Raw genomic sequence first — 24,609 nt, 5'->3', positions numbered from 1 at the left:
AGCACAGATGAATAAAGGATATGATGAAAGAAAAGCCATTAATGGGACGTTTGGTACAGTAACGCTTGAAGGCGATGTTGTGCGTGAAGCAACAGCATTAAAAGCAGAAGTAGGGTTAAAGTACTTAGATGTACCTATGTGTGGAAGTTTGGCAGAACATAAAAAAGTAAGTGGTTTATCATGTAATGGATCTATTACCATGACAAAGACCAATTCACGTATGGCCATTAAATTATCAGATATGATTAAAAAAGGGAAAACGCCAGTATTTACAATTATATCTGAATTAGATGATCCAGACGCCTACGGTGCAGAACGTATCGTACTTAAAAATTGCCAGTTTAGTACACTTACACTTGCAGACTGGACAGCCAATCAAATTGGCAGCATTACACAGAACTTTACTTTTACCGATTGGGAGTACTTAGATATGATTGAACCACAATAAAAGGAACAAATGTTAAGAGAAAATTCGCATATAAAAGGAGTGCAATATGAGCAGTATTATTGATTTACTATTAGAGACAGATCCAAAAAAGTTTGAAGAAAACAATAAGAAGGACTATGAAATTAAAAGGTTATCTGAGTTACTTGGTGAAAAGTTCATGATTACGTGTCATGCACTTACAGATGAACAGGTTGACCATGTCGGTGAAATCAGCAGTAATCATTCAGAGACAAAATATAATACCGTAATTGAATCGTGTAGAATAGAAGGTAAGAGGTTAAATAACAAAGAATTAATGGATAAGTTCGGTGTATATACACCGAAAGACTTGCTTAAAAAAATATTAAAGCCAGGGGAAGTATACTCACTTTACTTAGAAATCAACACATTAAGTGGATATGGAAGAGATGTAGTAAAAGAAGTAAAAAACTCCTAGAGGAAGGCGATACAATAGCAAATCTCATGTATTACGCATGGGTAAAGCATGGATGGGAGCCTTCCAAAGTATACAATATGTCAGACGGTGAACTTAAGATTTTAAGAGCAATGTACATAATAGAAATTGAAGGTAAGCAACAGAATAGATAGATATAAAAGGTTCTGTTATGTGAAATTAAAGATAATTGAATCTATGTATGATATGCTCAAGTAAAGAAATGGATATATTATTGTTTACAAAAAAATAATAAAATGAACTAAAGAGAGGAGTCACTATTGTGACTCCTCTCTCTCCATCTCTATTATATAATAATATTAAGATTATTACCAGACTGTTAATTATTCAGAAAGTAAGATAAAATTGGTATCTAGGATAACGTATACAGACTATTATGTGAGGTTAACATCATTAATCTTAGCAACTATTTAGGAGGAGTTTTATGAGTGCCAAAAATAAAAATGAAGAAAAGTCAGGTGAACTTAATAGTTTACAAAGTAATAACGTTTTAGACACAGGTCCTTTTTATCATGGTACAAAGGCCAATCTAAAATTAGGTGATTTGTTAGAACCTGGATATAAATCCAACTATGGCAAACAAAAAAAAGCAAATTACGTCTATTTGACAGCTACAATGGATGCCGCTATTTGGGGAGCAGAACTTGCATTAGGAGATGCTACTGGTCGAATCTACTGTGTAGAACCACTAGGTAATATTGAGAACGACCCTAATTTAACAGATAAAAAGTTTCCAGGGAATCCTACTAGGTCCTACCGTACCAAGCAGCCATTGAGAGTAATTGGCGAAGTTTTGAATTGGGAAGGTCATTCTGAAGAGTTGATTCGAAATATGCATGAGAACCTTAATAAATTAGAAAAACTGGGGATAGAAGCAATCAATGATTGATGTGGTTATAATTCTATTTAGTATTGCGTAGAATTTTCATTTTTAATAGATAAGATAGTTATTTTATTTATTAAAAATGAATTAAATCTTGTAAAGGGACAAATAAGAAGAAGTGCATAACTTGGTTATGTGCTTCTTTTTTATAGAAAGGAGGGAGAAAATGAGTAAAGATGTATCGATAGCATTTAAGGCCAGTGATAATTTGACACATTCAGTTCAATCTATGCGAAAGTCTGTAGGTGGATTATCTAGAGATGTATCAGAGTATAGGAAAATACAATCACAAGCATTTGATAAAAGAACTGAAGTTAAATTTGATATGACTAAAGCAAAGCAAGAGCTTAAGGAACTTGAAAAAGCAGTAAAAGAGAATGTCTCAGGTTCGGAACAAGCTTTTAAAGAGAAGCAACGTGCTCTTGAAGATTTACAAGAAGAGTACAGAAGGTTATCACAAGCAGCTAAAGAAGCAAGTAAAGCGGAAAAGCAACTAATGGATGATATGAACAAGTCCAAGAATTTTAATAAAACAATGGAGGGCCAACAGTCTTCTTGGTTGAAGAGTATAGCGAGTGCTGGTCTAGCAGGTATGATAGGAAATGCTTTTACTGGAAGAATCAGTCAAGAAATAACTTCTATGTTCGGTGCGAACACAGGTAGCATGATTAATGGTGTGGTTGGGGGTGCTGCAACAGGGGCTGCACTAGGATCAGTAGCAGGACCAGCTGGTATCGCAATAGGAGCTGCAGTAGGCGGACTTGCTGGAGGCATAACATCTGGAACGGAGAAACGACAAAGGCAAGATGAAAACTTTACTGAAGAAGTACAACGCATTTATCAAAAATTTGAAGGTGAACAAGAAGAAAGTTTAACAAATGGTAGAGATCTAGCAGCAAAACGTGAAACCGATATGATTTCATATGGTACATTACTGGGTGGGGCTGAGCATGCAGATAAGTTTTTAAAAGACATTCAACAATTTAGTGCAAAGACACCTTTTGAAATGAATGATTTATTAGATACATCGAAAGTATTACTAAGTTATAAGTATAAGCAAGAAGAAATTATACCTTTCATGACAAAGATAGGAGATGCATCAAGTGCCTTAGGTATAGATAAAGAGGGACAAAATGTTGTAGCAACAGCGTTAGGTCGTATGAAATCTAGTGGTAAAACGAGCTTAGAATATATTAATCAACTTTCTGAAAGGGCAATTCCGGCTATAGACTATCTAGCAGAGGCACTTGGTAAATCCAATGGGCAGATTTATGAAATGATTAGTAAAGGATCTATAGATGGCGCTAAAGCTTCTCAAATCATAGTAGAGGCTATGGGTAAAGAGTTTGAAGGTAATATGGCTAAGCAATCAGAAACTTACTCAGGTTTGGTATCTACGTTAAATGATTCATGGGCACAATTAGATAGTGCAATGGGTAAAGGTTATACAGAAAAACGTAAAGAGGGCATTGAAAAAGAACTAGGGATATTAAATGGTCCCATGCGGGAAGAAATGGAAAAAGCTTATAATTTAATAGGTGAATTTCAAGCAGATGTAGAGAATCAACATCAAAAAAGCATTGTAGATGCTATTAATAATGCTATGAAAACAAGTGAATTCTCAGAAGCAGAAGCTGCTGGCAATGGTGCCAAAATGGGTGAAATTATCTTTAATGCAAAGACAGAAGCCGAAGTGAATTATCAAAAAGGCGAGGGTATGCAGAAGTTAAGAGAATCACAAATGAATGTTATTCAAAACATACAAGAGGATGTAGCACTTAATAATGAATATCTTATATTTGGAGAAAAGATGGCTGAGAAATTTTCTGAGGGTTATGCAAGTGTTATTGAAAAATTAACAGCATCTGGACTCTATTCCCCACAGGTTTCTGAACTCACCAAAGAGCATGGAACATTTGTGCAAAAGTTTAAAGATAAATTTACAGGTAATGGGACAAATACATTTGGAGGTATAGACACTAAGGCAGTTGCTGGATATGCAACAGGATTAGATAGAGTACCAAGAAATGATATGCTTGTGCGTGTACATGAAGGTGAACGAATAAAAACAAAAGTTCAAGCAGATCAAGAAGATAATGCAAAAGTTTCAGGTGGAGTTAATATTAACATAGCTTCAATGACTGTAAGAGAAGAAGCCGATATCGAGAAGGTAGCAAATCTTTTGTATATGAATCTAGCAAAGCATTCAATGAATACATCAATGGGATAGGAGGAGCATATGGATTTTTATTTATCATATAACAACAATGAAGAACAATTAAGATTACCTGTTATACCTGGTGAATTTGAACTAACACAAAGACATAATAATACGGTTATCAATATAAATTCACTAGGAGAAATAAATTTGATAGGTAAAAAAGGCCTTGCATCCATTTCCTTATCAAGCTTTTTCCCGGCACAAGAATATTATTTTTGCAAGTATACAGGGTTTCCTAATCCTTATGAATGTGTAAAGAGGATTCAAAAGTGGAGAGATTCAGGTAAGCCTATCCGGTTAATTATTACAGAGACACCGATCAATTATGCCATGACTATTGAGAACTTTACATTTTCAGAACAAGATGGAACTAGAGATGTTTACTTTACACTAGAACTTAGGGAATATGTTTTTACAAAGCAAGTTAAACCTACACAGATTACAACTTCAAATGGTACTAAAGTTATTGTTCCACCTACTAAAAGAGAAACTAAACCTGTATCTTCTACACAAAAAGCTCAAAAGGGAGATAACATGTATACGATAGCGAAAAAAGCTACTGGTAGCATGAGTAATGCCAATGCCATAGCAAAAACGAATAAAGTAGACCAGCATAAGGGCATGGACCTAATTAAAGGAACGGTGGTGCTGATCTAATGCCAAAAGTATATTTACATCAAGAGGATTTATATAGTGATATTACGCATTATATAGGCAAAATAACTTGGGCAGGAAGTAAGAATCAAGTTGCAAGAAGATTAGATATAGATTTAATCAATAGTGTGTTAGATAAAAATATACCAGACCTTTATATTAAGAACGGAAGCATATTAAAACTCTTTAATGATGATGGAAAACTATTATTTAAAGGGTTTGTTTTTTTAAATACTAGGGCAGGGCAAGCAAGTACAGTCAATGTTACAGCTTATGATCATTTAATATACGCTATTAAAAATAGAGGGGTATATAATTTCAAAAAGAAAACAGCAGAAAAAATTACTAAAACCATATGCAATGACTTCTCAATACCTATAGGTAACATTGTTAAGACAGGAATTAAGCAAGATATAAAATCAAATAACAAATATATTTATGATATTTTTATGAGTGCCTACACAGGAGCAAGTAAGCAGAATAATAAAAAGTATATGGCTAAAATGAGAGATGGCAAACTAGACGTTATAGAAATTGGTGCTGTTATGAGTACGTTCATGTTATCGGACGAAAGTAATATTATTGATAGTGGCTATACTGAAAGTATTGAGAACATGGTGAATAGAGTACACATTTATGATGGCAAAGGTAACGCTATTGGAATGGTTGAAAATGCTGAATGGATCAAAAAGTATGGATTACTGCAAAATATTTATACGAAAGAAAAAGACAAGCAAGCTAAAACTATTGCACAATCAATGCTGGTAGATGTTCAAAAAACTGTTAATGTTACAGCACTAGGCTATGTTGATTGTGTTACAGGGAATGGTATTCAACTTAAAGATAGTGCCAGTGGGCTAACAGGCGTATTCTATATTGATAGCGATACACATACATGGTCCAATGGCCAGCATATTATGAAGCTGAATTTAAACTTTAAAAATATCATGGATGAAAAGTAGGAGGTGGATGCATGACGGAAGATCCGTACGAAGGGTTATTAGGAATAATGCAATCAGAAGGTGCGAAGTTTAATCCACCTTCTTTTTGCTTGGGGGAAGTCGTGTCCGTATCGCCTTTAAATATAAAGGTTGATGAATTGATATTATATCCAGACGATTTCCTAATAGCTGATTATTTATTAGAGGGATATAAAAGAAGCCTAAAAGTATCATCAAAAGGGACTATTACAAATAACGGTAAATCAAGCATGAATGGTACTTTATTATCAAGTACGCAGAATACATCGGGTGGATCAGGTGATGATTCTTTTGCTAGTCATAATCATACTATCAATGATCAAGCAACTTTAAATGGTACATGTGAAGCAAGTGGTCAATATACATTAGAGGGTGAATCAGAAGTTGAATATGAAGGCTATTTGAAAAAGGGAGATATATTAGCATTAATGCCTATGGATGGGGAGCAGCTTTATGTTGTGTTATGCAAGGCGGTGAGTATTGAATGAGTTTATTCCCTTTTATAGATCAAGAGGATAAGAAAGAAGCAATCATAGAGGAAAATAAAATTCCTGTAGAGTATGAAATTGACTTTGAAACAGGCAAGTTAACAGGCAGAACAGTAAAAGGAAAAGAAGCGATTAAAGTATGGATTTATAAAGCGCTTATGACAGAAAGATATAAATATCTTATTTATACCTGGGATCATGGCGTAGAGTTAGAGGAATTAATTAATAAGAATTTTGATAGGGCATTCATAGAAAGTGAAGTGCAAAGATATATCAAGGAAGCACTATTAGTTAATGACTACATAAAAGGAGTGAATAACTTTAGTGTAACATTCAATAAAAAATTACTTACGTGTGATTTTACAGTAGTCACAGAGTTTGGGGAGGTAGATATACATGATAAACGTTCCAACTTATGAAGAATTACTTGATAGATGCTTAAGCAAAGTACCGGATGAAATATACAAAGGAGAAGGTACATTAATCTATGATGCAATCGCCCCGGCATGTTTTGAACTAGTGCAAGTTTATTTAGAACTTCAAAATGTATTAAATCTAACTTATGTGGATACTAGTTTTGGCGATTTCCTAACAAAAAGATGTAGCGAACGTGGCGTGTATAGAGGTCAAGCAACTAATGCGATTAGAAAAGGCGTGTTTAATGTTGAAGTCCCTATAGGCAAGAGATTTGCATTTGAAGATACTACATATCAAGTAATTAAGCATTTAGTAGGTTTTGAATATGAATTAAAGTGTGAGCAGCTTGGTAGAGTCGGGAATATATATTCGGGTTGGTTGATTCCATTAGATAATATAGAAGGTTTAACAAGTGCTATGCTATCAGACATAATTATCCCGGGTGAGGATATAGAAGATGATGAAAAATTGCGTAAACGCTATTTTAGCAGCATAGAAAATGAATCATTTGGAGGCAATATTGCTGATTATAAGCAAAGAACAAACCAAATTAAAGGGATAGGTGGGACAAAGGTTTATCCAACTTGGAACGGTGGCGGAACTGTTAAGCTAGTAGTTATTAACTCAGAATATAAGAAGCCTAACAATGAATTAATTAACCAGGTGCAAACGCTTATAGATCCTACACAGAATCAAGGCAAAGGAGTAGGGATAGCACCTATAGGACATGTTGTAACTGTTCAGCCAGTAGATGAAATGGTTGTAAATGTTGAAAGCAATATTACTCTTCTAGATACACATACTTGGGAAGATGTAAAACCGTATATAGATAAGGCTATAGATGAATATCTAATACAGTTATCTAGTACATGGGAGAATGCAGAAAATATAGTAGTAAGAATTGCGCACATAGAAACACGTATCCTTCAGGTTACTGGCGTATTAGATGTTCAGTTTACTAAGATAAATAGTTCATTAAATAACCTAATCTTACAACCTAACAGCATACCGAAGCTTGGGGCGGTGACAAAGGTATGATAAAAGACTATTGGATTGAAGCTATACAAAATATAAAAGAATTTGAATCAATAGGTATTATTGAAGATGGAGAAATAAAAAAAGTAAATGATGAACTAAGCAATATTATAAATGACCAGTTTATACAAACAGCTACAGAAGAAGGTATTGCACGTAGGGAAAAGATACTTAACCTTACACCATTTGCAGATGATACGCTAGAAAGTAGGCGCTTTAGAGTGCTTAGTAAGTGGGGGGACGGATTGCCTTATACATATAGGAGCATGATAGAACGTCTTACACAACTATGTGGTGAAGATGGATTTAGCGTACAACTTAATTCTAATGAATATACAATGCTTGTTAGAGTAGAACTCACAGTAAAAAGAATGGAAGATGAAGCTAGAAATTTAATCAGAAAAATGGCCCCGGCGAATTTAGTTATAAACGTAGAACTTAGATACAATCAACATGGTACATTAAAACGATATACCCATAGACAGCTTAAGGCAATGACACATAAACATATTAGGGAGGAGGTACTTAAATGAATACAGAACGCACACAAAAGTATGGGTTTGAAACGCCAACCGAAGATGATTTTTATGATATAGAAGTACATAACAGAAACATAAGGAAAACAGAAGAAGAGTTAAGTAAAATATCAAGTGCTTATGTTATTCCTGAAGGTACGGATATACCAGTAAAAGATAGGGTTGAAGGGAAGATGTATTTTAAGGTTTCAAGTAGGCAGATCACAGGGGGAACGAGTGAAGCTATAAAAGTAAGTCCAACAATGGGACTTAAGATACAATAAGGAGGTTGTAAGGTATGGCAAATAAAAAGGTACAAGTACAATTATTAGATGAAAAAACAGGGGCAGTAATAGAAGATGTAGATGTATTAACTACAGCAGAATGTGTCCGGTTTGCAGATGGTAAGACATTTCAAGATAAACTCAATGATGGAAGTCTAAGAGGGCAAGCAGGAACAACAGGTCAGCAAGGACCACAAGGAGTGCAAGGGCCAAAAGGTGATACTGGAGCCACAGGGCAACAAGGGCCAAAAGGGGATACTGGTGCACAGGGCGCAACAGGTACTAGAGGACCAGATGGAAGTAAATTGCACAATGTCACAGCAGCCCCTGCAAATTCATTAGGATCAGTTGGGGATTGGGCATTAAATACTACAAATGGTGATATGTATGAAAAAACAGCATCAACAACATGGACTAAAAGAGGAAACTTTAAAGGTCCACAAGGCACACAAGGTCCACAAGGCGCTAAAGGTGATACTGGACTAACAGGTCAGCAAGGCGCACAAGGCCAAAAAGGAGATCCAGGGGAAACAGGCGCACAGGGTGCTAAAGGTGACAAAGGAGATCCAGGGGATTCAATAAAAGTAGGAACGAGTACAGAGAATGCAGTATCTAGAAAAATATTCTTTAAGGTAATGGGATAGGAGGCGAAAGGATGGCAAGATTAAAGGGAGCATTTCAAGCAGATAATGGGGATGAATTATATCCTCATACATCGAGTGATGTTGTATTCGGCCCGGATGGTAAAACAGTAGAAGAACAAATCAATGGTTTTTCTACAGGGTTAAATGACAGAGGGATATGGGATTTACCAAAAGATATTAATTCGGGAAGTTGTAATAGTTTAACCACAACAGGGTTGTATCTAGTATCTTCATACTATGTAGATAATTGCCCTACAGCAAAGGGAACTGATTGTGCTTATATTGTTGATGTGAAAAAAGGCACAGCTGGTTCATTAACTCAGATAGCTTCAAGCTATTATGGTGCTTTGAGTAAGGGAAAGATGTATTATAGAACATGCTTAAATGGGACTTGGCAAGAATGGGATCATATAGGAACTACAAGTAAAGTAGATATTTTGTTTGATGGTTCTACCACAACCACATTTAATCTCTTAAAATCATTGGTTGGCTATGATGAGTTTAAAGTAATGGGATATACAGAATCATATACGCACTCACAATTTACATATAATAGCTTCACTTTTAGTAAACTTGCTGATGGAGAAAGTGGATATTTATTATTTGGTGTAGGGAATGTTCAGTTTAGATGTTCCGGAACAACATTTACAATAATGCATAACCCTAATAATATTAAGATAACAAGGTTAATAGGAATTAAGAGAGGTGATGTATAATGAAAATCTATGTTTTAATAGATAGTAACTTTATTGTTAAATCTTGGGGAAAACCTCTATCAGCAGATCATATTCCTATTGAAAACAGTGTAGAGGTAGAAACTAATCTAGATTTAGGTAAAGTGCAGATTATTGATAACTATAAGCTAGTAGATGGTAGATTAGTTGAATTAACAGAAGGAGAAAAGCCAGTAATAGATGCGCCAATAGATGAAATGAAAATCCTAAAACAACAGCTAAAACAGCAAGAAGAAGCAATAGGAATGTTAGCAACACAAACAGCAAAAAATACTTTATTAAATGGAGGAATTAGATAATGAGTGAAAAGTTAAAAGGAATGGTAGAGAAGAACATTTTTGTAAGAATTGCAGTAGCAGCAACAGATCAAAAAACACAAGATTTAGTAGGTATGCAGGAATTGGCAGCGTTATATTTAGCTATGGGATGGATTAATGCAGATGAAGCTGCAGAGGTTCTAGGATATGCACAGGAACAATTTACACCAACTTCAGAAGAAGTACCAGCATAAAGTAAAGGATAGTTTGAGTAGAGTATAGAAATGAAGTTATCAATCCGATATAAATATTAGCAATTTGTTTTGAAAGGGGAGAGTATGATGATTCGATTAATTAATTTATTAGTACTAATCTTGAATGTTTTTATACTTATTTTAAACCAGTTACCAAAAGATTTAACACAGACGCATGAATATAAAAATATAGCGTATATGACTATAATTATGACTATTGTACTAATACTAGCAGATATATTTCAAATATTCACAGGAGCAATATTTAAAATATTAGGATATTCAGACGAACTAGAAATAGCATCTGGAATAATAGCTGTGATGCTATCACTTGGAGTATCATTTGTAATTTTTAATATACCGTATGTAGCTAATATTTTAAATCTATTAAAGTAGTATGGATTACAACCATCTTTATGTTAAATATGGAGGTGGTTGTACGTGCTTAATATAAAAAATGGAAAGAAAAATAACATAGAGTAAATAAAAGAATGATTTGAGATAAGACATAGAGAGCAGCTTAAAGGCTGTATTTTTTATGTCTTTTTTACTATATAAGAGAAAAGAGGTTTGTTATGGACATATCAACAGTAGAAAGTTTAATAGCAAGTTTAGGCGTTCCTATTTTTGTAATGGTAGCGTGTGGCTTTTTTGTATGGAAATTATGGCAACAGCAAGTGGCTGATAAGGATAAGCTTTATGTTGAACTTGCTGAGAGTCGGATGGTCAACCAGAAAGCAATAGAGACAATTGCTATTTATGCAAGTAAGTTAGATGACATTCAAGATGATGTAAAAGAAATTAAACAGAAAGTAGGTGCTTAATATGAGAATATCTAAAGTAGGTATTGATTTAATAAAATCATTTGAGGGATGTTACCTTAAAGCATATAAATGCCCGGCAGGTGTTTGGACTATTGGGTGGGGAACTACAGAACCTATTAATGGGATTAAACCACATGAAGGAATGGTTATTACTCAGAAACAGGCTGATGATCTTCTTATTAAAAATCTTAAGTCATATGAAAATGCAGTAAATAAATATGTAACTTACTCTAAATTAAATCAAAATCAATATGATGCTCTTGTAAGTTTTACATATAACTGTGGAGCTGGCGCACTTCAAAAAAGTGATTTACTTAACAGAATTAATAAAGGAGATGTGTTAGGTACAGCAGATGAGTTCCTACGTTGGAATAAAGGAGGAGGAAAGGTACTCCCTGGTCTAGTAAGAAGAAGAGAAGCTGAAAGAAAACTATTTTTAGAGGAGGAAGAAGAAGTGATTAAAAAAGTTAAAATTAAACTTAATGGTGTAGAGAAAGATGTTGATGCTATAGAAAAAGATGGGCACAACTATGTGAAGCTGCAAGACATCAGAGATGAGAAGATTGATATTAGCTACGACGGTGTACCTATTATCAAAGTAAAAGCACAATAATACAAAACAAAAAGTCCTACTAGTAATTAGTAGACTTCTATGCATAGAATACGCTCGCAACGTTTGCTATATACGTAGATTGTATTTGTTTACAAGTTGTTTTTGTCTATAGGCTTTGTTGAAGTATGATAAAATATGTGGTACTATTATGGAACTAAAAAGTTTAACTGACAAAAATGCATTTTTAAATTACATAAAATACATATAATAAATACACTGAAAAGCACTATACAACAGAAAAAAATAAGCCCTGGTCATTCAAATGGAATATTAACTATAATAAAAGTCATCTAACCAAATAGTTATTTAAGAAGCAAATAGAAATAAAAGGTAGAGCCTTGGCCCTACCTTTTATTTTTTTACCTAAATATTTTAGGAACATCCTTGTCCAGTGTTGCATAAATTATTATTGTAAAACAATTTAAGAAAGGAGATGTTATAATGGCTTGTAATTGTAGAAGATGTAACGATTGGCGTAATGAAGAAGTAAGAGAAGAAAGAGTAAGAGGAGAAAGTGTAAGAGGGGTACGTAATTGTCGACCATTAGTTAATGACATAAATCGACTTATTAAAGATATCAGAGAAGACGCCGAAGCATTAGATCGTAAATTTGATGAGTTAGAAGATAGAGGATGTATTAGAGGCGTAAATTCAGGGGATGATGACTGGAATTGGGACTGCCATTGGGATTGTTGGAATTGGTGCAATAGACACTGTAACAACAGAAGAGGATAAATATAAAACCGTAGATAAACTAAGAAGTAGGTTAGGAGAACCCTTCTTAATTTATTAAATAATTGCTAGGGCTGTATTTAAAACTAGAACAAATTCCTCCTTATTAAAAATACAACAATGTAATATGCTATAGAAAGAAAGGTAACCTGATAAAATCCAAGTTACCTTTCTTTTTAATTATCAATTTAAACGATAAAATAAAATAATTACTATTATGTAGAAGTACAAAGGTATATATTTATTTTATGATAAAACCGATAGTATTAGTAAACAAATATCAATATAAAATTTGAAAGAGGAGAAATTAGATATGAAAATTAGTACTAATATGAGTTATGCAGAAGCATTGAATCTACATAATAAAGTGAATAAAACTACAGAGGAACAAGATAAACTCTGGAATGAACGAGCAAATAATCAAGCACTAGACAGGGCTCTATACCTTAATGACTTATCTAAAGTATATGAAGAACAATTTAAAGCAGAAAATCTAGCGAAAAAGCTAGCTAAGGGAGAAAGCTTAACAAAAGAAGAAAGAGCATATTTAGAAAAAGTAAATCCACAATTGCTTAAAGATGCTGAGAAAGCAAAACAAGAGGCAGAAAATCTGAAAAATCAACTAAAGAATGCAAAAGATAAGCAGACTGCTCAGAAACTTATAGAACAAGCTAGTTTTCAGGCAAATGCAGTAGCTAAATATAATAAGCAATATGCCGATCTCTTAAAAGAAGCAATATCAAAAGTATGTAGTGACGAGCAAGGATATAAACATGATAATGATAAAACAAATACTATAGACAATCTATTTGTAAGAGATTCAAATGAATCATCAGTTGATTTCTACTCCTAAATAAAGGGTATAAATTAATTAAATGTCGTCAATGGTATGAAATATATGGAAAAAAGTAGTTTATTAAAAGAATAGATTATATAAAAAAAGTATAGAAAAAGTAGTCCTAAAAAATATCTTATGTGTAAAAATACAAAAGAAAGGCAATGTGCATTAAAAAAAGGGTTGTTAAGGGGACACATTGCCTTGAATAAGGGTTTACTCTCTTCAAAAGATATAGAGATAAAGAGATAACATTAATAGAATATAATATAAAGGGTATAAATGGACAAAAAATGTAGTAAACAGTAATAAAAATGTACTGAAATTAATATTATTAAATAAAAAACGTTGAAATAATAACATATGTTATGTTTTAATAGGTGTAGGGGAAGTAAGGGTTACATAAATAGATATTAATAGGTAAAGAAGATTATCAGCGAGAAAAAGAGACTAACTGGGGAGCTAGTCTCTTTTTTTGTATGTAACCTTCTATATAAAGAGTAATATAAGCATAATTAAATACACAAAACATGCAAATAATATCCTATAAATATAAAAGTATATAATTATGATTAAAAAGAAGAAAAATCTAAATAAGGTTATTAGATTAGGTAGAGGATAAACTCTACCTTTTGTTGCCTTTGACAAGAGTGTTATGTATAGTATACTAATAAAGAATAAAAGGATAAAAGTAGATTATAAAAATAAGTTACTTCCTTAATATATAAAATTATTTAAAGAGATAGATGGAGGCAAATATATGGATTTCCAACCAAAAAGAATTAGTACATTTACTTTAGGATGTAAAGTTAACCAATATGATACAGAAGCAGTTGTAGAATTATTTAAAGCTGAAGGTTATGAAGAAGTTGCATTTGATGAAAAAGCAGATGTTTATATTGTTAATACATGTACAGTAACCCACTTAAGTGATCGTAAATGTAGACAAATGCTTAGAAAAACTAAAAAATTGAATCCTAATAGTGTTTTAATTGCTATGGGATGCTATGCACAAGCAGCTGGTGAACAAATTAAAATAGATGTACCAGAGGTAGATTTAATTGTAGGAACTAATAAGCGAAATGAAATTATTCAACTTGTAGAAAACTATAAGATGAATCAAGAAGAATATAACTTTGTTGGTAATATTATGGATGTAGAAGAATTTGAAGAACTGCATATTAGTAATATGGGCGAACATACAAGGGCCTATTTAAAAATTCAAGAGGGCTGCAATAATTATTGCACTTACTGTATTATTCCTTATGTAAGAGGAAAAATTCGTAGCCGTAAAATAGAAAATGTAATTCAAGAGGCTAAACGACTTATAGAAGCTGGTTTTAAAGAAATTATCTTAACAGGAATACATGTAGCTTCTTATGGGAAAGATTTAGGTAATACATCGCTTATTGAGGCTATTTCTGCTATTCATGATTTAGAAGGATTGGAACGTATCAGATTAAGTTCTATTGAGCCAGTTGTTGTTACACAGGAATTTTTAGAAGCTATCGCAAAACTTCCTAAGCTTTGTCATCATTTCCATCTTTCTTTACAAAGTGGTTCGGATACCGTACTGAAACGTATGAATCGTAAGTACACAACTGAAGAATATAGACAAAGTGTTGAAGAACTGAGAAGGATCTGGCCAGATGTAGCGATTACAACGGACATTATTGTAGGGTTCCCTGGAGAAACAAAAGAAGAATTTGAAGAAACAGCTCAATTTGCACGTGAAATAGGTTTTGCTCAAGTTCATCTATTCCCATACTCAGTACGTGAAGGCACAGTAGCAGCAAAGATGAAAGAGCAATTAGATAGTCAAGCAAAAGATGAGCGCCTTAAAGCACTAAAAGTGATAACAGATGCATCACAACATGCTTTTATGGAACAATTTGTAGAAACAAATATGGAAGTCTTATTTGAAAAGTCAGAAGCAGGTAAGGCACATGGTTATACAAGTAATTACATTAAGGTAGAAGTAGTGACATCAGACAACCTCGTGAATACTTTAAAAACTGTACATGTTGAATGTAAAGTAGGAGAAGCTTTAGAAGGAAAATGTATCGATTAATACGATGATTTTGTATTTGCATATAGGCTAGGATTGTATTATCATATAGCTAAGATAGAAAGTGTAAATATTGGAAGGTGATGCAAATGAAGAATTTTAACGAAACTGTGCAATTTCATTTTGATATGCCTGAAAAGGCATCAACACGTGATATATTAATGGATGTTTATATGGCATTAAATGAAAAAGGATATAATCCTATTAATCAAATTGTAGGATATATTATGTCAGGAGATCCTACCTATATTACAAGTCACAATGGAGCACGCAATAAGATTAGAAAACTAGAAAGAGACGAAATATTAGAGGAACTTGTAGCTTATTATTTAAAAAAATAAGATGAAGGACCACGTATAGGAGGTTATTCGAATTTGCGCATATTAGGACTAGATTTTGGAACAAAAACGACAGGCGTAGCTGTAAGTGATCCTTTAGGTTTAACAGCACAAGGCTTAGAAATTATTAGACGAACTGATACTTATAATCTCAAACCAACCATAAATAGAATACAAGAGATTTGTATAGAATATAAAGTAGAAAAGATTGTATTAGGCTATCCAAAGAATATGAATAACACTGAAGGTGAAAGATGTGAGCATACAGTTGTCTTTAAGAAAAAACTAGAAGCAAGCTTAAATTTACCTGTGGAATTATGGGATGAACGTCTTACAACAATGGAAGCAGAAAATCTTATGATTAGTGCAGATATGAGTAGGCAAAAGAGGAAAAAAGTTATTGATAAAATGGCAGCTGGACTAATTTTACAAAATTATTTAGATGCACATTACTAAAAGGGGATTACTATGGAAAAAATAGAATTTTTTGATGAATTAACAGGTGAAACAATTTTATTTGAGCTCGTTGATTATGCTGTAATTGATGGTCACAAATACTTATTAGTAGCTGATGAAGAAGATAACGCAACCATCTTAAAAGAAATTATTGATGATGGTGACGAGATTACTTATGAGCTAGTAGAAGATGATAATGAATTCCAAAAAGCAGCTTTAACGCTTATGGAAAGTGATGAATACGATATCGAAATTTAATAAAACACATTAAGGAAAAGAATTGGTTAGAGGGGCGAATAAGATGAATGCAGCAACATTTAAAGAGAGACTTAAGGAAAAAGGTTGTAAGCTAACAACACAACGTAGGGCAGTATTAGATATTTTAGTAGAAAATTGTGAAAAGCATCTTTCTACTGAAGAACTTTATACCTTAGTTAAAGCACGCTATCCTGAAATTGGCCTTGCAACCGTTTATCGTACAGTACAACTTTTTGAGGAAATGGGCATTATCGATAAACTTTATTTTGATGAAGGATGCAGTAGATTTGAGCTAAGTCATCAAGAAAACCATCATCATCATCATTTGATTTGTTCAAAATGTAATAAAGTATTTGAGGTAGAAAATGATTTGCTTGCTGAAATCGAATCCCATATTGAAGATAAATACAATTTTAAAGTAATGAATCATAATGTTACTTTTTATGGTTATTGTGAAACGTGTGCAAAAAATATGTAAAATGGAGGTGTAGTTTTGGTGCCCAGAAAAGCAAAAAATAAGTTACGCATTATTCCTCTGGGTGGTCTGGGTGAGATAGGTAAAAATATGACAGCGTTTGAATATGAAGAAGATATTATCGTTGTCGATTGTGGCTTAGCTTTCCCAGAAGACGAAATGCTAGGAATTGATTTAGTGATTCCAGATGTGACTTATTTAACTAAAAACTATGAAAAAATTAGAGGGATTGTACTGACACATGGACATGAAGATCATATTGGTGCTTTACCCTATATTTTACAAGAGCTTAATGTTCCTTTATATGGAACACGCCTTACCATTGGTTTAGTAGAAAATAAACTTAAAGAACACAATTTATTACGCACAACAGAACGTCACAATGTCACACAAGGTGAAACAATTAAATTAGGTAATAGTTTTAAAATAGAATTTATCAGATCAAATCATAGTATTGCAGATGCAGTGATGTTATCTATTTGGACGCCAGTAGGTACTATTATCCATACAGGAGATTTTAAAGTAGACTATACACCAATCCGCGGAGAAAGTATTGACCTTCATCGTTTAGCAGAGCTTGGTAAGAAAGGTGTATTAGCATTATTAGCAGATAGTACGAATGTAGGACGCTTAGGATTTACTCAATCAGAAAAGATGGTTGGACTAAGGTTTGAAGATATTTTTAACAAAGCTCAAGATAAACGTATCATGGTTGCAACCTTTGCTTCTAATGTAGATCGTGTTCAGCAAATTATTAATGCAGCAGATAAGTTCAAACGTAAAGTTGCTATAATAGGACGTAGTATGGTGAATGTAGCAAAGACAGCTGGTGAATTAGGCTATTTAGATATTCCAGAAGGAACTTTAATTGATGTCAATGATGTAAAACGTTATAATGATGAACAAATTGTTATTATTATGACTGGTAGTCAAGGTGAACCAATGGCAGCCTTATCACGTATGGCAGCCTCAGAGCATCGTCAACTTGAAATTAAACCAGGTGATGTAGTTATTTTAAGCTCTACACCTATTCCAGGAAATGAAAAAACAGTTTCAAAAGTAGTCAATGAACTAGCAAAAAAAGGTGCAACAGTTATACAAGAGGATACACATGTATCAGGCCATGCGGCTCAGGAAGAATTAAAATTGATTCATGCATTGGTAAGACCAAAGTATTTTATTCCTGTTCATGGGGAATATAGGCATTTACAAAAACATGCAGAACTCGCAGTAGAAATGGGGATGCCCAAAGACAATATCGTACTTGCTTCAGTAGGTGATGTAATTGAGCTTACTCGTGAAAGTTGTAAGATAACAGGTACTGTACCTTCAGGTCAAATATTAGTAGATGGCTTAGGTGTTGGTGATGTAGGAAATATCGTTTTACGTGACCGTAAGCACTTATCTCAAGATGGTTTATTAATTGTTGTCATGACACTAGAACGTGAATCAGGTATAGTGGTAGCAGGACCAGATATTATATCACGTGGTTTCGTGTATGTACGAGAAGCAGAAAATCTTATGGATGCTGCGAGAGTAGTTGTTCGTAAAGCATTAGATCGCTGTGAGACAAAACACATTGTAGAATGGTCACAAATTAAGACCATTGTTAAAGATGATTTAAAAGAATTTGTATGGCAAAAAACAAAACGTAGTCCTATGATTTTACCGATTATAATGGAAGTATAAAAAAAACCTAGCATTTTGCTAGGTTTTTTTATAGAATAGAGAAGGACTAGTTGAGCCTGCCTAATTTGGCATTAGAAAGGATAAAACAATGAGTGAAATCAATTATGATTATATCGTTCAATATATTCGTGCACTACATACACCACCAGAGGGTGTGTTGCTAGAAATTGAACAGTTAACAGCATGTGAAAAGGAAACATGGCCAATTATAAAACCAGAAGTAGCAGATTTTATGAAAGTACTTTTAACCATGCATAAACCTAAACAAATTCTTGAGATTGGGGCAGCAGTAGGCTATTCGGCAATGCTTATGAGCCAGTTTTTAGAAGAGGAAGGTCAAATTATAACAATTGAACGTTTTTCATATATGTATGAAACAGCTTCAAAAAATATAAAACGCGCCGGTTTAGAAGATAAAATTCAAATTATAGAAGGCGATGCAGCAGAAGTACTGACCACATTAGAAGATGAAAAGTATGATGTTGTTTTTATGGATTGTGCTAAAGGACAATATATTAATTTCTTGCCTCACTGTATTCGTGTATTACGTCCAGGCGGTATACTCATTACTGATAATGTACTTCACAAAGGTACAGTAGCAAGGTCAAGATATTTAATTGATCGTAGACAACGTACAACTCATGCAAGATTAAGAGATTTTCTTTATACCATCACACATGATGATCGTCTAACCAGCAGTGTTATTCCTATTGGAGACGGTGTAGCATTAAGTTATAAAAAGCAGGAGGAACAATAATGAAAAAGAAAAAAGTAGAATTACTTGCACCAGCAGGTAGTTTAGAAACTTTAAAAATAGCAGTATTATATGGAGCAGATGCAGTTTATATGGGTGGAGGAAGCTATGGCCTACGTGCTAAAGCTAAAAACTTTACACCAGATGAAATGCGTGAAGGAATTAAATTTGCTCATGACCATAATGTACAAGTTTACGTTACAGCCAATATTTTCGCTCACAATGATGACTTTGAAGGGATGAAAGAATACTTCATGGAAATTGAAGAAATGGGTGCAGATGCGATTATTGTAGCAGATCCAGGGGTATTTGCGATAGCTAAAGAAGCTGTTCCAAATATGGAGATTCATATTTCAACACAGGCAAACAATACTAACTACCATACAGCTAAGTTCTGGGCAGCACAAGGTGCACAACGTATTGTACTTGCACGTGAATTATCTTTCCCAGAAATCAAAACAATTCATGATCATTTACCAGAAAGTATTGAACTTGAGGCCTTTGTACATGGTGCAATGTGTATGGCATACTCAGGAAGATGTCTTCTAAGTAATTACATGACAAATCGTGATGCAAACCACGGTGAATGTGCACAACCATGTAGATGGAAATACCATGTAGTAGAAGAAACACGTCCAGGTGAGTATATGCCAGTAGAAGAAAATGAGCGTGGTACTTACATCTACAACTCACGTGATCTTTGTATGATCGAATATATTCCAGAACTTGTTGAAAGTGGTATCTATAGCTTTAAAATTGAAGGGCGTATGAAAACACCACTTTATGTTGCAACAGTGATAAAAGCATATCGTGAAGCAATAGATACTTACTTAGAAAATCCAGAAGCTTTTGAAGCGAAAAGAGGCTACTTCCTTCAAGAAGTAGGTAAAGCAAGCCATAGAGAGTTCTCAACAGGATTCTATGAGCATAAACCTACTTCAGAGGATCAAACGTATACACATAACTCTTATGTACGTAACTATGACTTCTCAGGAATGGTTATTGATTACGATAAAGAAACACAAATGGTAACTATTGAGCAACGTAGAAAATTCTCTGTAGGGGATACAGTGGAAATTTTATTACCAGATAGACCATTTATTAGTGTTAAAATTGAAGAAATGTGGGATGAAGAGGGAAATACAATAGAATCTGCACCACATCCACTTCAAATCGTGAAATTTAAAGTAGAAGAAGAAATAAGTGTACCAGCTCTTTTACGTAAAGAACAACCTCTTTAAAAAGAGTCTTAAAAAAAGTATAAGCTAGAAAAAATAAAAATCAAATTGTACGGGCACATTTTGGTAACACCTTCATACAATAAGTATGAACCCATTTTTTATGGAGGTGTGCCGAAATGTTGCCTTTTTTTTGTTTTTCTTATTTTAGTAGCATTTCTTCTTTTCCGCAACCTTTAACAGCTGAAGAAGAAAAATACTATTTGGATGAGCTAAGTGCAGGAAACGACCAGGCAAAGAATATTCTCATTGAACGTAATTTACGCTTAGTGGCACACATTGTTAAGAAGTATAGCAATTTGAATAAAGATATGGATGATTTAATCTCTATCGGTACCATTGGCTTAATTAAAGGAATTACTTCTTTTGATACTTCAAAAGGAACAAGACTTGCAACCTATGCTGCAAGATGTATTGAAAATGAGATTTTGATGAGCATTCGCTCAACGAAGAAACAGAAAAATGAGACATCTCTTCATTCTCCCATTGGAGTAGATAAAGAAGGAAATGAGATAAATTTACTCGATGTATTGTGTACAGAGAATGAATCTATTTTTGATCAAGTTGATTTTGGAATAGAAGTAAAAAAATTGTATGATAAAATTGGCCACGTACTTAAGCCTAGAGAGAAGCTCATATTAAGATTAAGATATGGATTAGACAATACAGAGGAAAAAACACAAAGAGAAATAGCGGAAGAAATGGGTATCTCTAGGTCATATGTATCAAGGATTGAGAAGAAAGCACTTAAAAAATTATTCCAAGAACTTAATAAGAAATAGCTGTCAGGCCTTATCAGAAGTAGATAAACAAGGTAATAAAATAAGTTTGCTAGATGTGTGTAGATGCATAAAAGAAGAGGCTTTATTGCCTCTTCTTTTATGCATCTAATCAATAAAATTTACATCTTGGGATTGCTTGTACTGAGCTTTATAGCTTGCATGTTCCTCAGCGGTACTGCTAAAAGCATGTGAACCTTCAGAAGAATTTTTTAGTACAAAGTAGAAAAAGTCATTTTCTTCAGGTATAAATGCAGCTTCTAGAGCGTTTTCACCAGGGCAACAAATAGGCCCAACAGGTAAGCCAGAGTAAAGATAAGTATTATAAGGAGAATCAACCGTTAAATCTTCACTTGTTAAAGTAACTTTACGTTTTTCCATAGCATATTGTACGGTTGAACACATTTGAAGAGGCATTTCATTGTTGAGACGGTTATAAATAACGCCAGAGATTGTTGCTCTTTCTTCATCAAGTTTTGCTTCACGTTCAATAATAGAAGCAATGGTTAAAATATCGTACAACGTATAGTTAGAACTATATAAGTACTGGGTATAACGACTAGAGATTTCTGCAAAGCGATTAAGCATCATCATAATAATTTCTTCCGCTGAAGCACCTTTATGGATGGTATAGGTATCGGGAAACAAATAACCTTCTAGACGATATTGTGTATTTTCTGGAAGATCTCTTAAAAAAGGATAATCAAAAGTTTTGTTATTGATTGCATCAAGAAAGTCTTCTTTTAAAACAATATTTTTATCATCTAATCGATTAGCAATTTGTAAGACGCTAAAGCCTTCAGGAATTGTAAACTGAACTTCGTCTTCAGCTTTTGGTATGGTTGTAAAGAGTTTAAGCATTTCAACATTTGTCATAGTACTAGCAATATGATAAGTACCCGGTATAAGGCAATCGTCATAGCTATATAGCTTAGATTCTAGTTTGAACCAAAATTTATTTCCAATAAAACCTTCAGCATATAACTTGCTTGCGACATCATCCATGGTAGTAGAAGAGGTGATAGTCAAAGATAATTCGCGAATGGTTGAAGACATAGGGCGCATATTATTTTCATCAATAATATGAAAACTATAGCTATAAGTTTTTGAAAAAGCTAGAATGCCTCCACAGGCTGCCAAAATAATAAGAAATAGGCAAAGGAGTAAATTGTACATTTTACGCCGTATTATTTTGTGTTTCTTCATCTTTTTCCTCCTTTATATATTTATATAAAATTATAACTATTTTGACTCTATAATTCAATCATTTTAATTTTGTATACAACTTGAAGAGGAGAATTAGTTTTGTTATACTAAAATGGAAAAAAATGGGATAAGGAGTTAGTAAAATGAACTATAGAAAATTTATGCTATGGAGTTTGACAGGTACACTCATGATTCAGCCAATTCAGTGGGTGTATGGGGAAAATATTCAAAATGTAGTGGTACAAACCATAGAAGATACCCATCAAAATCAAATAGATGATTCATTTGAAGGGGTTACCCAAGATCCATCTATAGAAAATTCAGAAGAAATAAAAGAAGTGATACAGCCATCAAATGAATGGCCTATGACATTTGAATATGTGGGACAAGATGTAAGATGGCAGCCTTATATAACACGTTTAGATACAATGAAAGGAGAACAAAGCTTTTTAACACCGCCCTTATTTGCTCAAATGATTTGCTATCGTTTAAATTTATCACCTATAAAAATTGAACAAAGTAATGGATATATTGAACGTCTTAAATATGAAGGATTGTGGATCAATGATTTAGAAAAATTAGAGACGGTTTCTAATGTAGCATATGAAAGCGTAATGGAATTAGTTGCACAATTTAATAGGAGTAAGATGACTCATCCATTTTTAAAAGAAGTACCGGCAGGTTTTATAAAGAAAAGTAGTCTACAAGCTTATGATAAAAATGGTATTTATACGTTATATACTTTAGGTGATGTGAATTATATTTGCTTATCCGATCTACGAACAATGGGATTTAATATTTCAGAACAAGAAGGTGTACTGAAGTTAGAATACGAATATTTAGGGCAACAAGTAGGAGAACCAGAAAATAAGTCAAAAGCATTAACTACTCAAATTGCTAAGTATAATGGGCAAAAAGTGTATATAGGAAATGTACTTACATATAGCTTGAAAATGGGAGATGAAGTTTTAGTACCACTTAGAAGTACAGGCGAGTATTTTGACTTAGTTGTTCAGCAGAATAAATGTACCCTTGTACCTAATGGTATTTATAGATCAGAAGGAGTATCTCTTGCACCAAACAAAATAACAAATACAGCTACTCTACCTGTGAATGTAGAAATAATTAGTGTATTTTGGAATGGAAAAAACTTTATAGAAGAAAGTTTGAAAATTGAGGATTTACAGCCAGGAGAAACCTATCCTCTGATCGAGGAATTATATGGTTTAGATGAAAAGGTTATACATACGAGTACAATGGTAAAAGCTATACAAAGGGAAAAATTAAATTTAACAATCCCTTATAAAAGCTATGGACAACATATTACAAATGTGATGAGTAATTACGTAAAGAATCAAAACAGTGATGTAAATACTTTCGTAAGTCAGCTTTTCCCAGCGACACAAATTATTGGGACTATGAAATACGCAACAAATGGGTTTGAAAAAGGTGAAAAAGTTGTGGTATGGGCAGCTGAGGATGGACAATCTTATCATCTCATAAAAAATGGTAAAAAGATTACAGTGCCTTGGAGTAGTGTATCTATACCTGCATCACCTAAAGCTTGTAAAGAGCAAGTGCCTACAGAAGTCATAGAAGCCTATTTTAATAGTTTAAGTAAAACAAGCAGTAGCCCTTACTATATATGGACCGATCTTTATCGTCAAACAACCTATGTTTTTAAAAAGCAAAGTGGAGAATGGAAGCTGATTAGAAGAATGGCAACTTCATCAGGGCTTAATAAAACGCCTACACCTACAGGGGAATTTAAAGTGAGTGCTTATGTACCTGCTTTTGGAATGAATAAAGGTTATAGGTGTAAAAATGCGTTGCTTTTATTTGGAGATTATCTCTACCATTCTGTACTCTATGATGTAGAAGGAAAATATATAATAAGTGGTATGGAATCATTAGGTGAAAGAGCTTCACATGGTTGCTTGAGACTTTCACCAGAAGATAGCAAATGGCTCTATGAAACAATGCCTCTTGGAACATCTGTTTGGATTAACTAGCGAACAAAATTAAATCTAAATTAAATTTGGAATATGATAGGTAATATGATAAAATAATGAAGAC

General features: G+C 33.4%; 32 protein-coding genes. 31 read left to right on the top strand and 1 reads right to left on the bottom strand.

Features of this window, described 5'->3' with window-relative positions; genetic code table 11:
• The first annotated feature begins 7 nt into the window (after window positions 1-7).
• The 30 genes from BN2390_RS15565 to sigK all read left to right on the top strand — a co-directional run bounded on the left by BN2390_RS15565 (window position 8) and on the right by sigK (window position 21,330).
• Window positions 8-448: a phage tail tube protein gene (locus tag BN2390_RS15565; RefSeq protein ID WP_082238817.1), complete on the top strand. Its 441-nt coding sequence runs from the start codon at window positions 8-10 to the stop codon at window positions 446-448.
• A gap of 46 nt (window positions 449-494) precedes the next feature.
• Entirely contained in the window at window positions 495-884 is a 390-nt protein-coding gene (locus BN2390_RS15560) for a phage tail assembly chaperone (RefSeq protein ID WP_053985231.1), read from the top strand.
• Window positions 885-910: 26 nt separating this feature from the next.
• Window positions 911-1,036, top strand: a complete 126-nt coding sequence (locus BN2390_RS22295) for a hypothetical protein (protein WP_278308273.1) — start codon at window positions 911-913, stop codon at window positions 1,034-1,036.
• Window positions 1,037-1,326: 290 nt separating this feature from the next.
• Entirely contained in the window at window positions 1,327-1,791 is a 465-nt protein-coding gene (gene arr, locus BN2390_RS15555) for an NAD(+)--rifampin ADP-ribosyltransferase (RefSeq protein ID WP_053985230.1), read from the top strand.
• 160 nt (window positions 1,792-1,951) lie between these two features.
• Window positions 1,952-4,015: a tape measure protein gene (locus tag BN2390_RS15550; RefSeq protein ID WP_053985229.1), complete on the top strand. Its 2,064-nt coding sequence runs from the start codon at window positions 1,952-1,954 to the stop codon at window positions 4,013-4,015.
• Window positions 4,016-4,024: 9 nt separating this feature from the next.
• The gene (locus tag BN2390_RS15545; RefSeq protein WP_053985228.1) at window positions 4,025-4,663 is read left to right on the top strand and encodes a phage baseplate protein; all 639 of its coding nucleotides are present in this window, start codon (window positions 4,025-4,027) and stop codon (window positions 4,661-4,663) included.
• Complete coding sequence (locus BN2390_RS15540) at window positions 4,663-5,622, top strand: XkdQ/YqbQ family protein (protein ID WP_053985227.1); 960 nt, start codon at window positions 4,663-4,665, stop codon at window positions 5,620-5,622. Before BN2390_RS15545 ends, BN2390_RS15540 begins: the two co-directional genes overlap by 1 nt.
• Window positions 5,623-5,633: 11 nt before the next feature.
• On the top strand, window positions 5,634-6,128 hold the full coding sequence (locus tag BN2390_RS15535; RefSeq protein ID WP_053985226.1) for a DUF2577 domain-containing protein: 495 nt from the start codon (window positions 5,634-5,636) through the stop codon (window positions 6,126-6,128).
• A complete protein-coding gene (locus BN2390_RS15530) occupies window positions 6,125-6,547 on the top strand; it encodes a DUF2634 domain-containing protein (RefSeq protein ID WP_053985225.1) in 423 nt (140 codons plus the stop codon). The genes BN2390_RS15535 and BN2390_RS15530 overlap by 4 nt, the downstream gene beginning before the upstream one ends.
• Window positions 6,525-7,583, top strand: coding sequence for a baseplate J/gp47 family protein (locus BN2390_RS15525; protein WP_053985224.1), 1,059 nt, complete (start codon window positions 6,525-6,527; stop codon window positions 7,581-7,583). The genes BN2390_RS15530 and BN2390_RS15525 overlap by 23 nt, the downstream gene beginning before the upstream one ends.
• Complete coding sequence (locus tag BN2390_RS15520) at window positions 7,580-8,113, top strand: putative phage tail protein (protein ID WP_053985223.1); 534 nt, start codon at window positions 7,580-7,582, stop codon at window positions 8,111-8,113. The genes BN2390_RS15525 and BN2390_RS15520 overlap by 4 nt, the downstream gene beginning before the upstream one ends.
• Window positions 8,110-8,379, top strand: a complete 270-nt coding sequence (locus BN2390_RS15515; protein ID WP_053985222.1) for a hypothetical protein — start codon at window positions 8,110-8,112, stop codon at window positions 8,377-8,379. Before BN2390_RS15520 ends, BN2390_RS15515 begins: the two co-directional genes overlap by 4 nt.
• Before the next feature lie 14 nt (window positions 8,380-8,393).
• Window positions 8,394-9,023 (top strand): collagen-like domain-containing protein, encoded by a 630-nt coding sequence (locus BN2390_RS15510; RefSeq protein ID WP_053985221.1) that lies wholly within the window; start codon window positions 8,394-8,396, stop codon window positions 9,021-9,023.
• A gap of 11 nt (window positions 9,024-9,034) precedes the next feature.
• Window positions 9,035-9,739, top strand: a complete 705-nt coding sequence (locus BN2390_RS15505) for a pyocin knob domain-containing protein (RefSeq protein WP_053985220.1) — start codon at window positions 9,035-9,037, stop codon at window positions 9,737-9,739.
• Window positions 9,739-10,056 (top strand): hypothetical protein, encoded by a 318-nt coding sequence (locus BN2390_RS15500; protein WP_053985219.1) that lies wholly within the window; start codon window positions 9,739-9,741, stop codon window positions 10,054-10,056. Before BN2390_RS15505 ends, BN2390_RS15500 begins: the two co-directional genes overlap by 1 nt.
• Window positions 10,056-10,268 (top strand): hypothetical protein, encoded by a 213-nt coding sequence (locus BN2390_RS15495; protein ID WP_053985218.1) that lies wholly within the window; start codon window positions 10,056-10,058, stop codon window positions 10,266-10,268. The genes BN2390_RS15500 and BN2390_RS15495 overlap by 1 nt, the downstream gene beginning before the upstream one ends.
• Before the next feature lie 84 nt (window positions 10,269-10,352).
• Window positions 10,353-10,664: a hypothetical protein gene (locus BN2390_RS15490; RefSeq protein ID WP_198524927.1), complete on the top strand. Its 312-nt coding sequence runs from the start codon at window positions 10,353-10,355 to the stop codon at window positions 10,662-10,664.
• Between the two features lie 179 nt (window positions 10,665-10,843).
• The gene (locus tag BN2390_RS15485; RefSeq protein ID WP_053985216.1) at window positions 10,844-11,092 is read left to right on the top strand and encodes a hypothetical protein; all 249 of its coding nucleotides are present in this window, start codon (window positions 10,844-10,846) and stop codon (window positions 11,090-11,092) included.
• Window position 11,093: 1 nt separating this feature from the next.
• Window positions 11,094-11,705, top strand: coding sequence for a lysozyme (locus BN2390_RS15480; protein WP_082238815.1), 612 nt, complete (start codon window positions 11,094-11,096; stop codon window positions 11,703-11,705).
• 441 nt (window positions 11,706-12,146) lie between these two features.
• Window positions 12,147-12,440 (top strand): hypothetical protein, encoded by a 294-nt coding sequence (locus tag BN2390_RS15475; RefSeq protein WP_053985215.1) that lies wholly within the window; start codon window positions 12,147-12,149, stop codon window positions 12,438-12,440.
• A gap of 310 nt (window positions 12,441-12,750) precedes the next feature.
• Window positions 12,751-13,290 carry a hypothetical protein gene (locus tag BN2390_RS15470; protein WP_053985214.1) on the top strand — a complete coding sequence of 180 codons (540 nt, stop codon included), beginning with the start codon at window positions 12,751-12,753 and terminating at the stop codon, window positions 13,288-13,290.
• Between the two features lie 742 nt (window positions 13,291-14,032).
• On the top strand, window positions 14,033-15,343 hold the full coding sequence (gene mtaB, locus BN2390_RS15465) for a tRNA (N(6)-L-threonylcarbamoyladenosine(37)-C(2))-methylthiotransferase MtaB (protein WP_053985213.1): 1,311 nt from the start codon (window positions 14,033-14,035) through the stop codon (window positions 15,341-15,343).
• Between the two features lie 86 nt (window positions 15,344-15,429).
• A complete protein-coding gene (locus tag BN2390_RS15460) occupies window positions 15,430-15,681 on the top strand; it encodes an IreB family regulatory phosphoprotein (protein WP_053985212.1) in 252 nt (83 codons plus the stop codon).
• A 33-nt stretch (window positions 15,682-15,714) separates the two neighbouring features.
• Complete coding sequence (gene ruvX / locus BN2390_RS15455; protein WP_053985211.1) at window positions 15,715-16,134, top strand: Holliday junction resolvase RuvX; 420 nt, start codon at window positions 15,715-15,717, stop codon at window positions 16,132-16,134.
• Window positions 16,135-16,146: 12 nt separating this feature from the next.
• Window positions 16,147-16,392, top strand: a complete 246-nt coding sequence (locus tag BN2390_RS15450) for a DUF1292 domain-containing protein (protein ID WP_053985210.1) — start codon at window positions 16,147-16,149, stop codon at window positions 16,390-16,392.
• 43 nt (window positions 16,393-16,435) lie between these two features.
• Window positions 16,436-16,870: a Fur family transcriptional regulator gene (locus tag BN2390_RS15445; protein WP_053985209.1), complete on the top strand. Its 435-nt coding sequence runs from the start codon at window positions 16,436-16,438 to the stop codon at window positions 16,868-16,870.
• A gap of 18 nt (window positions 16,871-16,888) precedes the next feature.
• Entirely contained in the window at window positions 16,889-18,556 is a 1,668-nt protein-coding gene (locus BN2390_RS15440) for a ribonuclease J (RefSeq protein WP_330373806.1), read from the top strand.
• Between the two features lie 88 nt (window positions 18,557-18,644).
• Window positions 18,645-19,313 carry an O-methyltransferase gene (locus tag BN2390_RS15435; protein ID WP_053985207.1) on the top strand — a complete coding sequence of 223 codons (669 nt, stop codon included), beginning with the start codon at window positions 18,645-18,647 and terminating at the stop codon, window positions 19,311-19,313.
• Entirely contained in the window at window positions 19,313-20,551 is a 1,239-nt protein-coding gene (locus BN2390_RS15430; protein WP_053985206.1) for a peptidase U32 family protein, read from the top strand. Before BN2390_RS15435 ends, BN2390_RS15430 begins: the two co-directional genes overlap by 1 nt.
• 116 nt (window positions 20,552-20,667) lie before the next feature.
• Window positions 20,668-21,330 (top strand): RNA polymerase sporulation sigma factor SigK, encoded by a 663-nt coding sequence (sigK, locus tag BN2390_RS15425; RefSeq protein WP_053985205.1) that lies wholly within the window; start codon window positions 20,668-20,670, stop codon window positions 21,328-21,330.
• Window positions 21,331-21,435: 105 nt separating this feature from the next.
• On the opposite strand, the gene mltG is transcribed toward sigK, so the two are convergent.
• Window positions 21,436-22,533, bottom strand: coding sequence for an endolytic transglycosylase MltG (gene mltG / locus BN2390_RS15420; RefSeq protein WP_053985204.1), 1,098 nt, complete (start codon window positions 22,531-22,533; stop codon window positions 21,436-21,438).
• Window positions 22,534-22,676: 143 nt separating this feature from the next.
• Between mltG and BN2390_RS15415 the strand changes: the two genes are divergently transcribed.
• Window positions 22,677-24,545, top strand: a complete 1,869-nt coding sequence (locus BN2390_RS15415) for a L,D-transpeptidase (protein ID WP_053985203.1) — start codon at window positions 22,677-22,679, stop codon at window positions 24,543-24,545.
• Window positions 24,546-24,609: the final 64 nt, after the last annotated feature.

The sequence above is a fragment of the Niameybacter massiliensis genome, from assembly GCF_001282685.1.
Lineage (GTDB): Bacteria > Bacillota > Clostridia > Lachnospirales > Cellulosilyticaceae > Holtiella > Holtiella tumoricola.
Note: the sequence above shows the minus strand (reverse complement) of the source record. Positions and strands in the feature narration are given on the sequence as shown.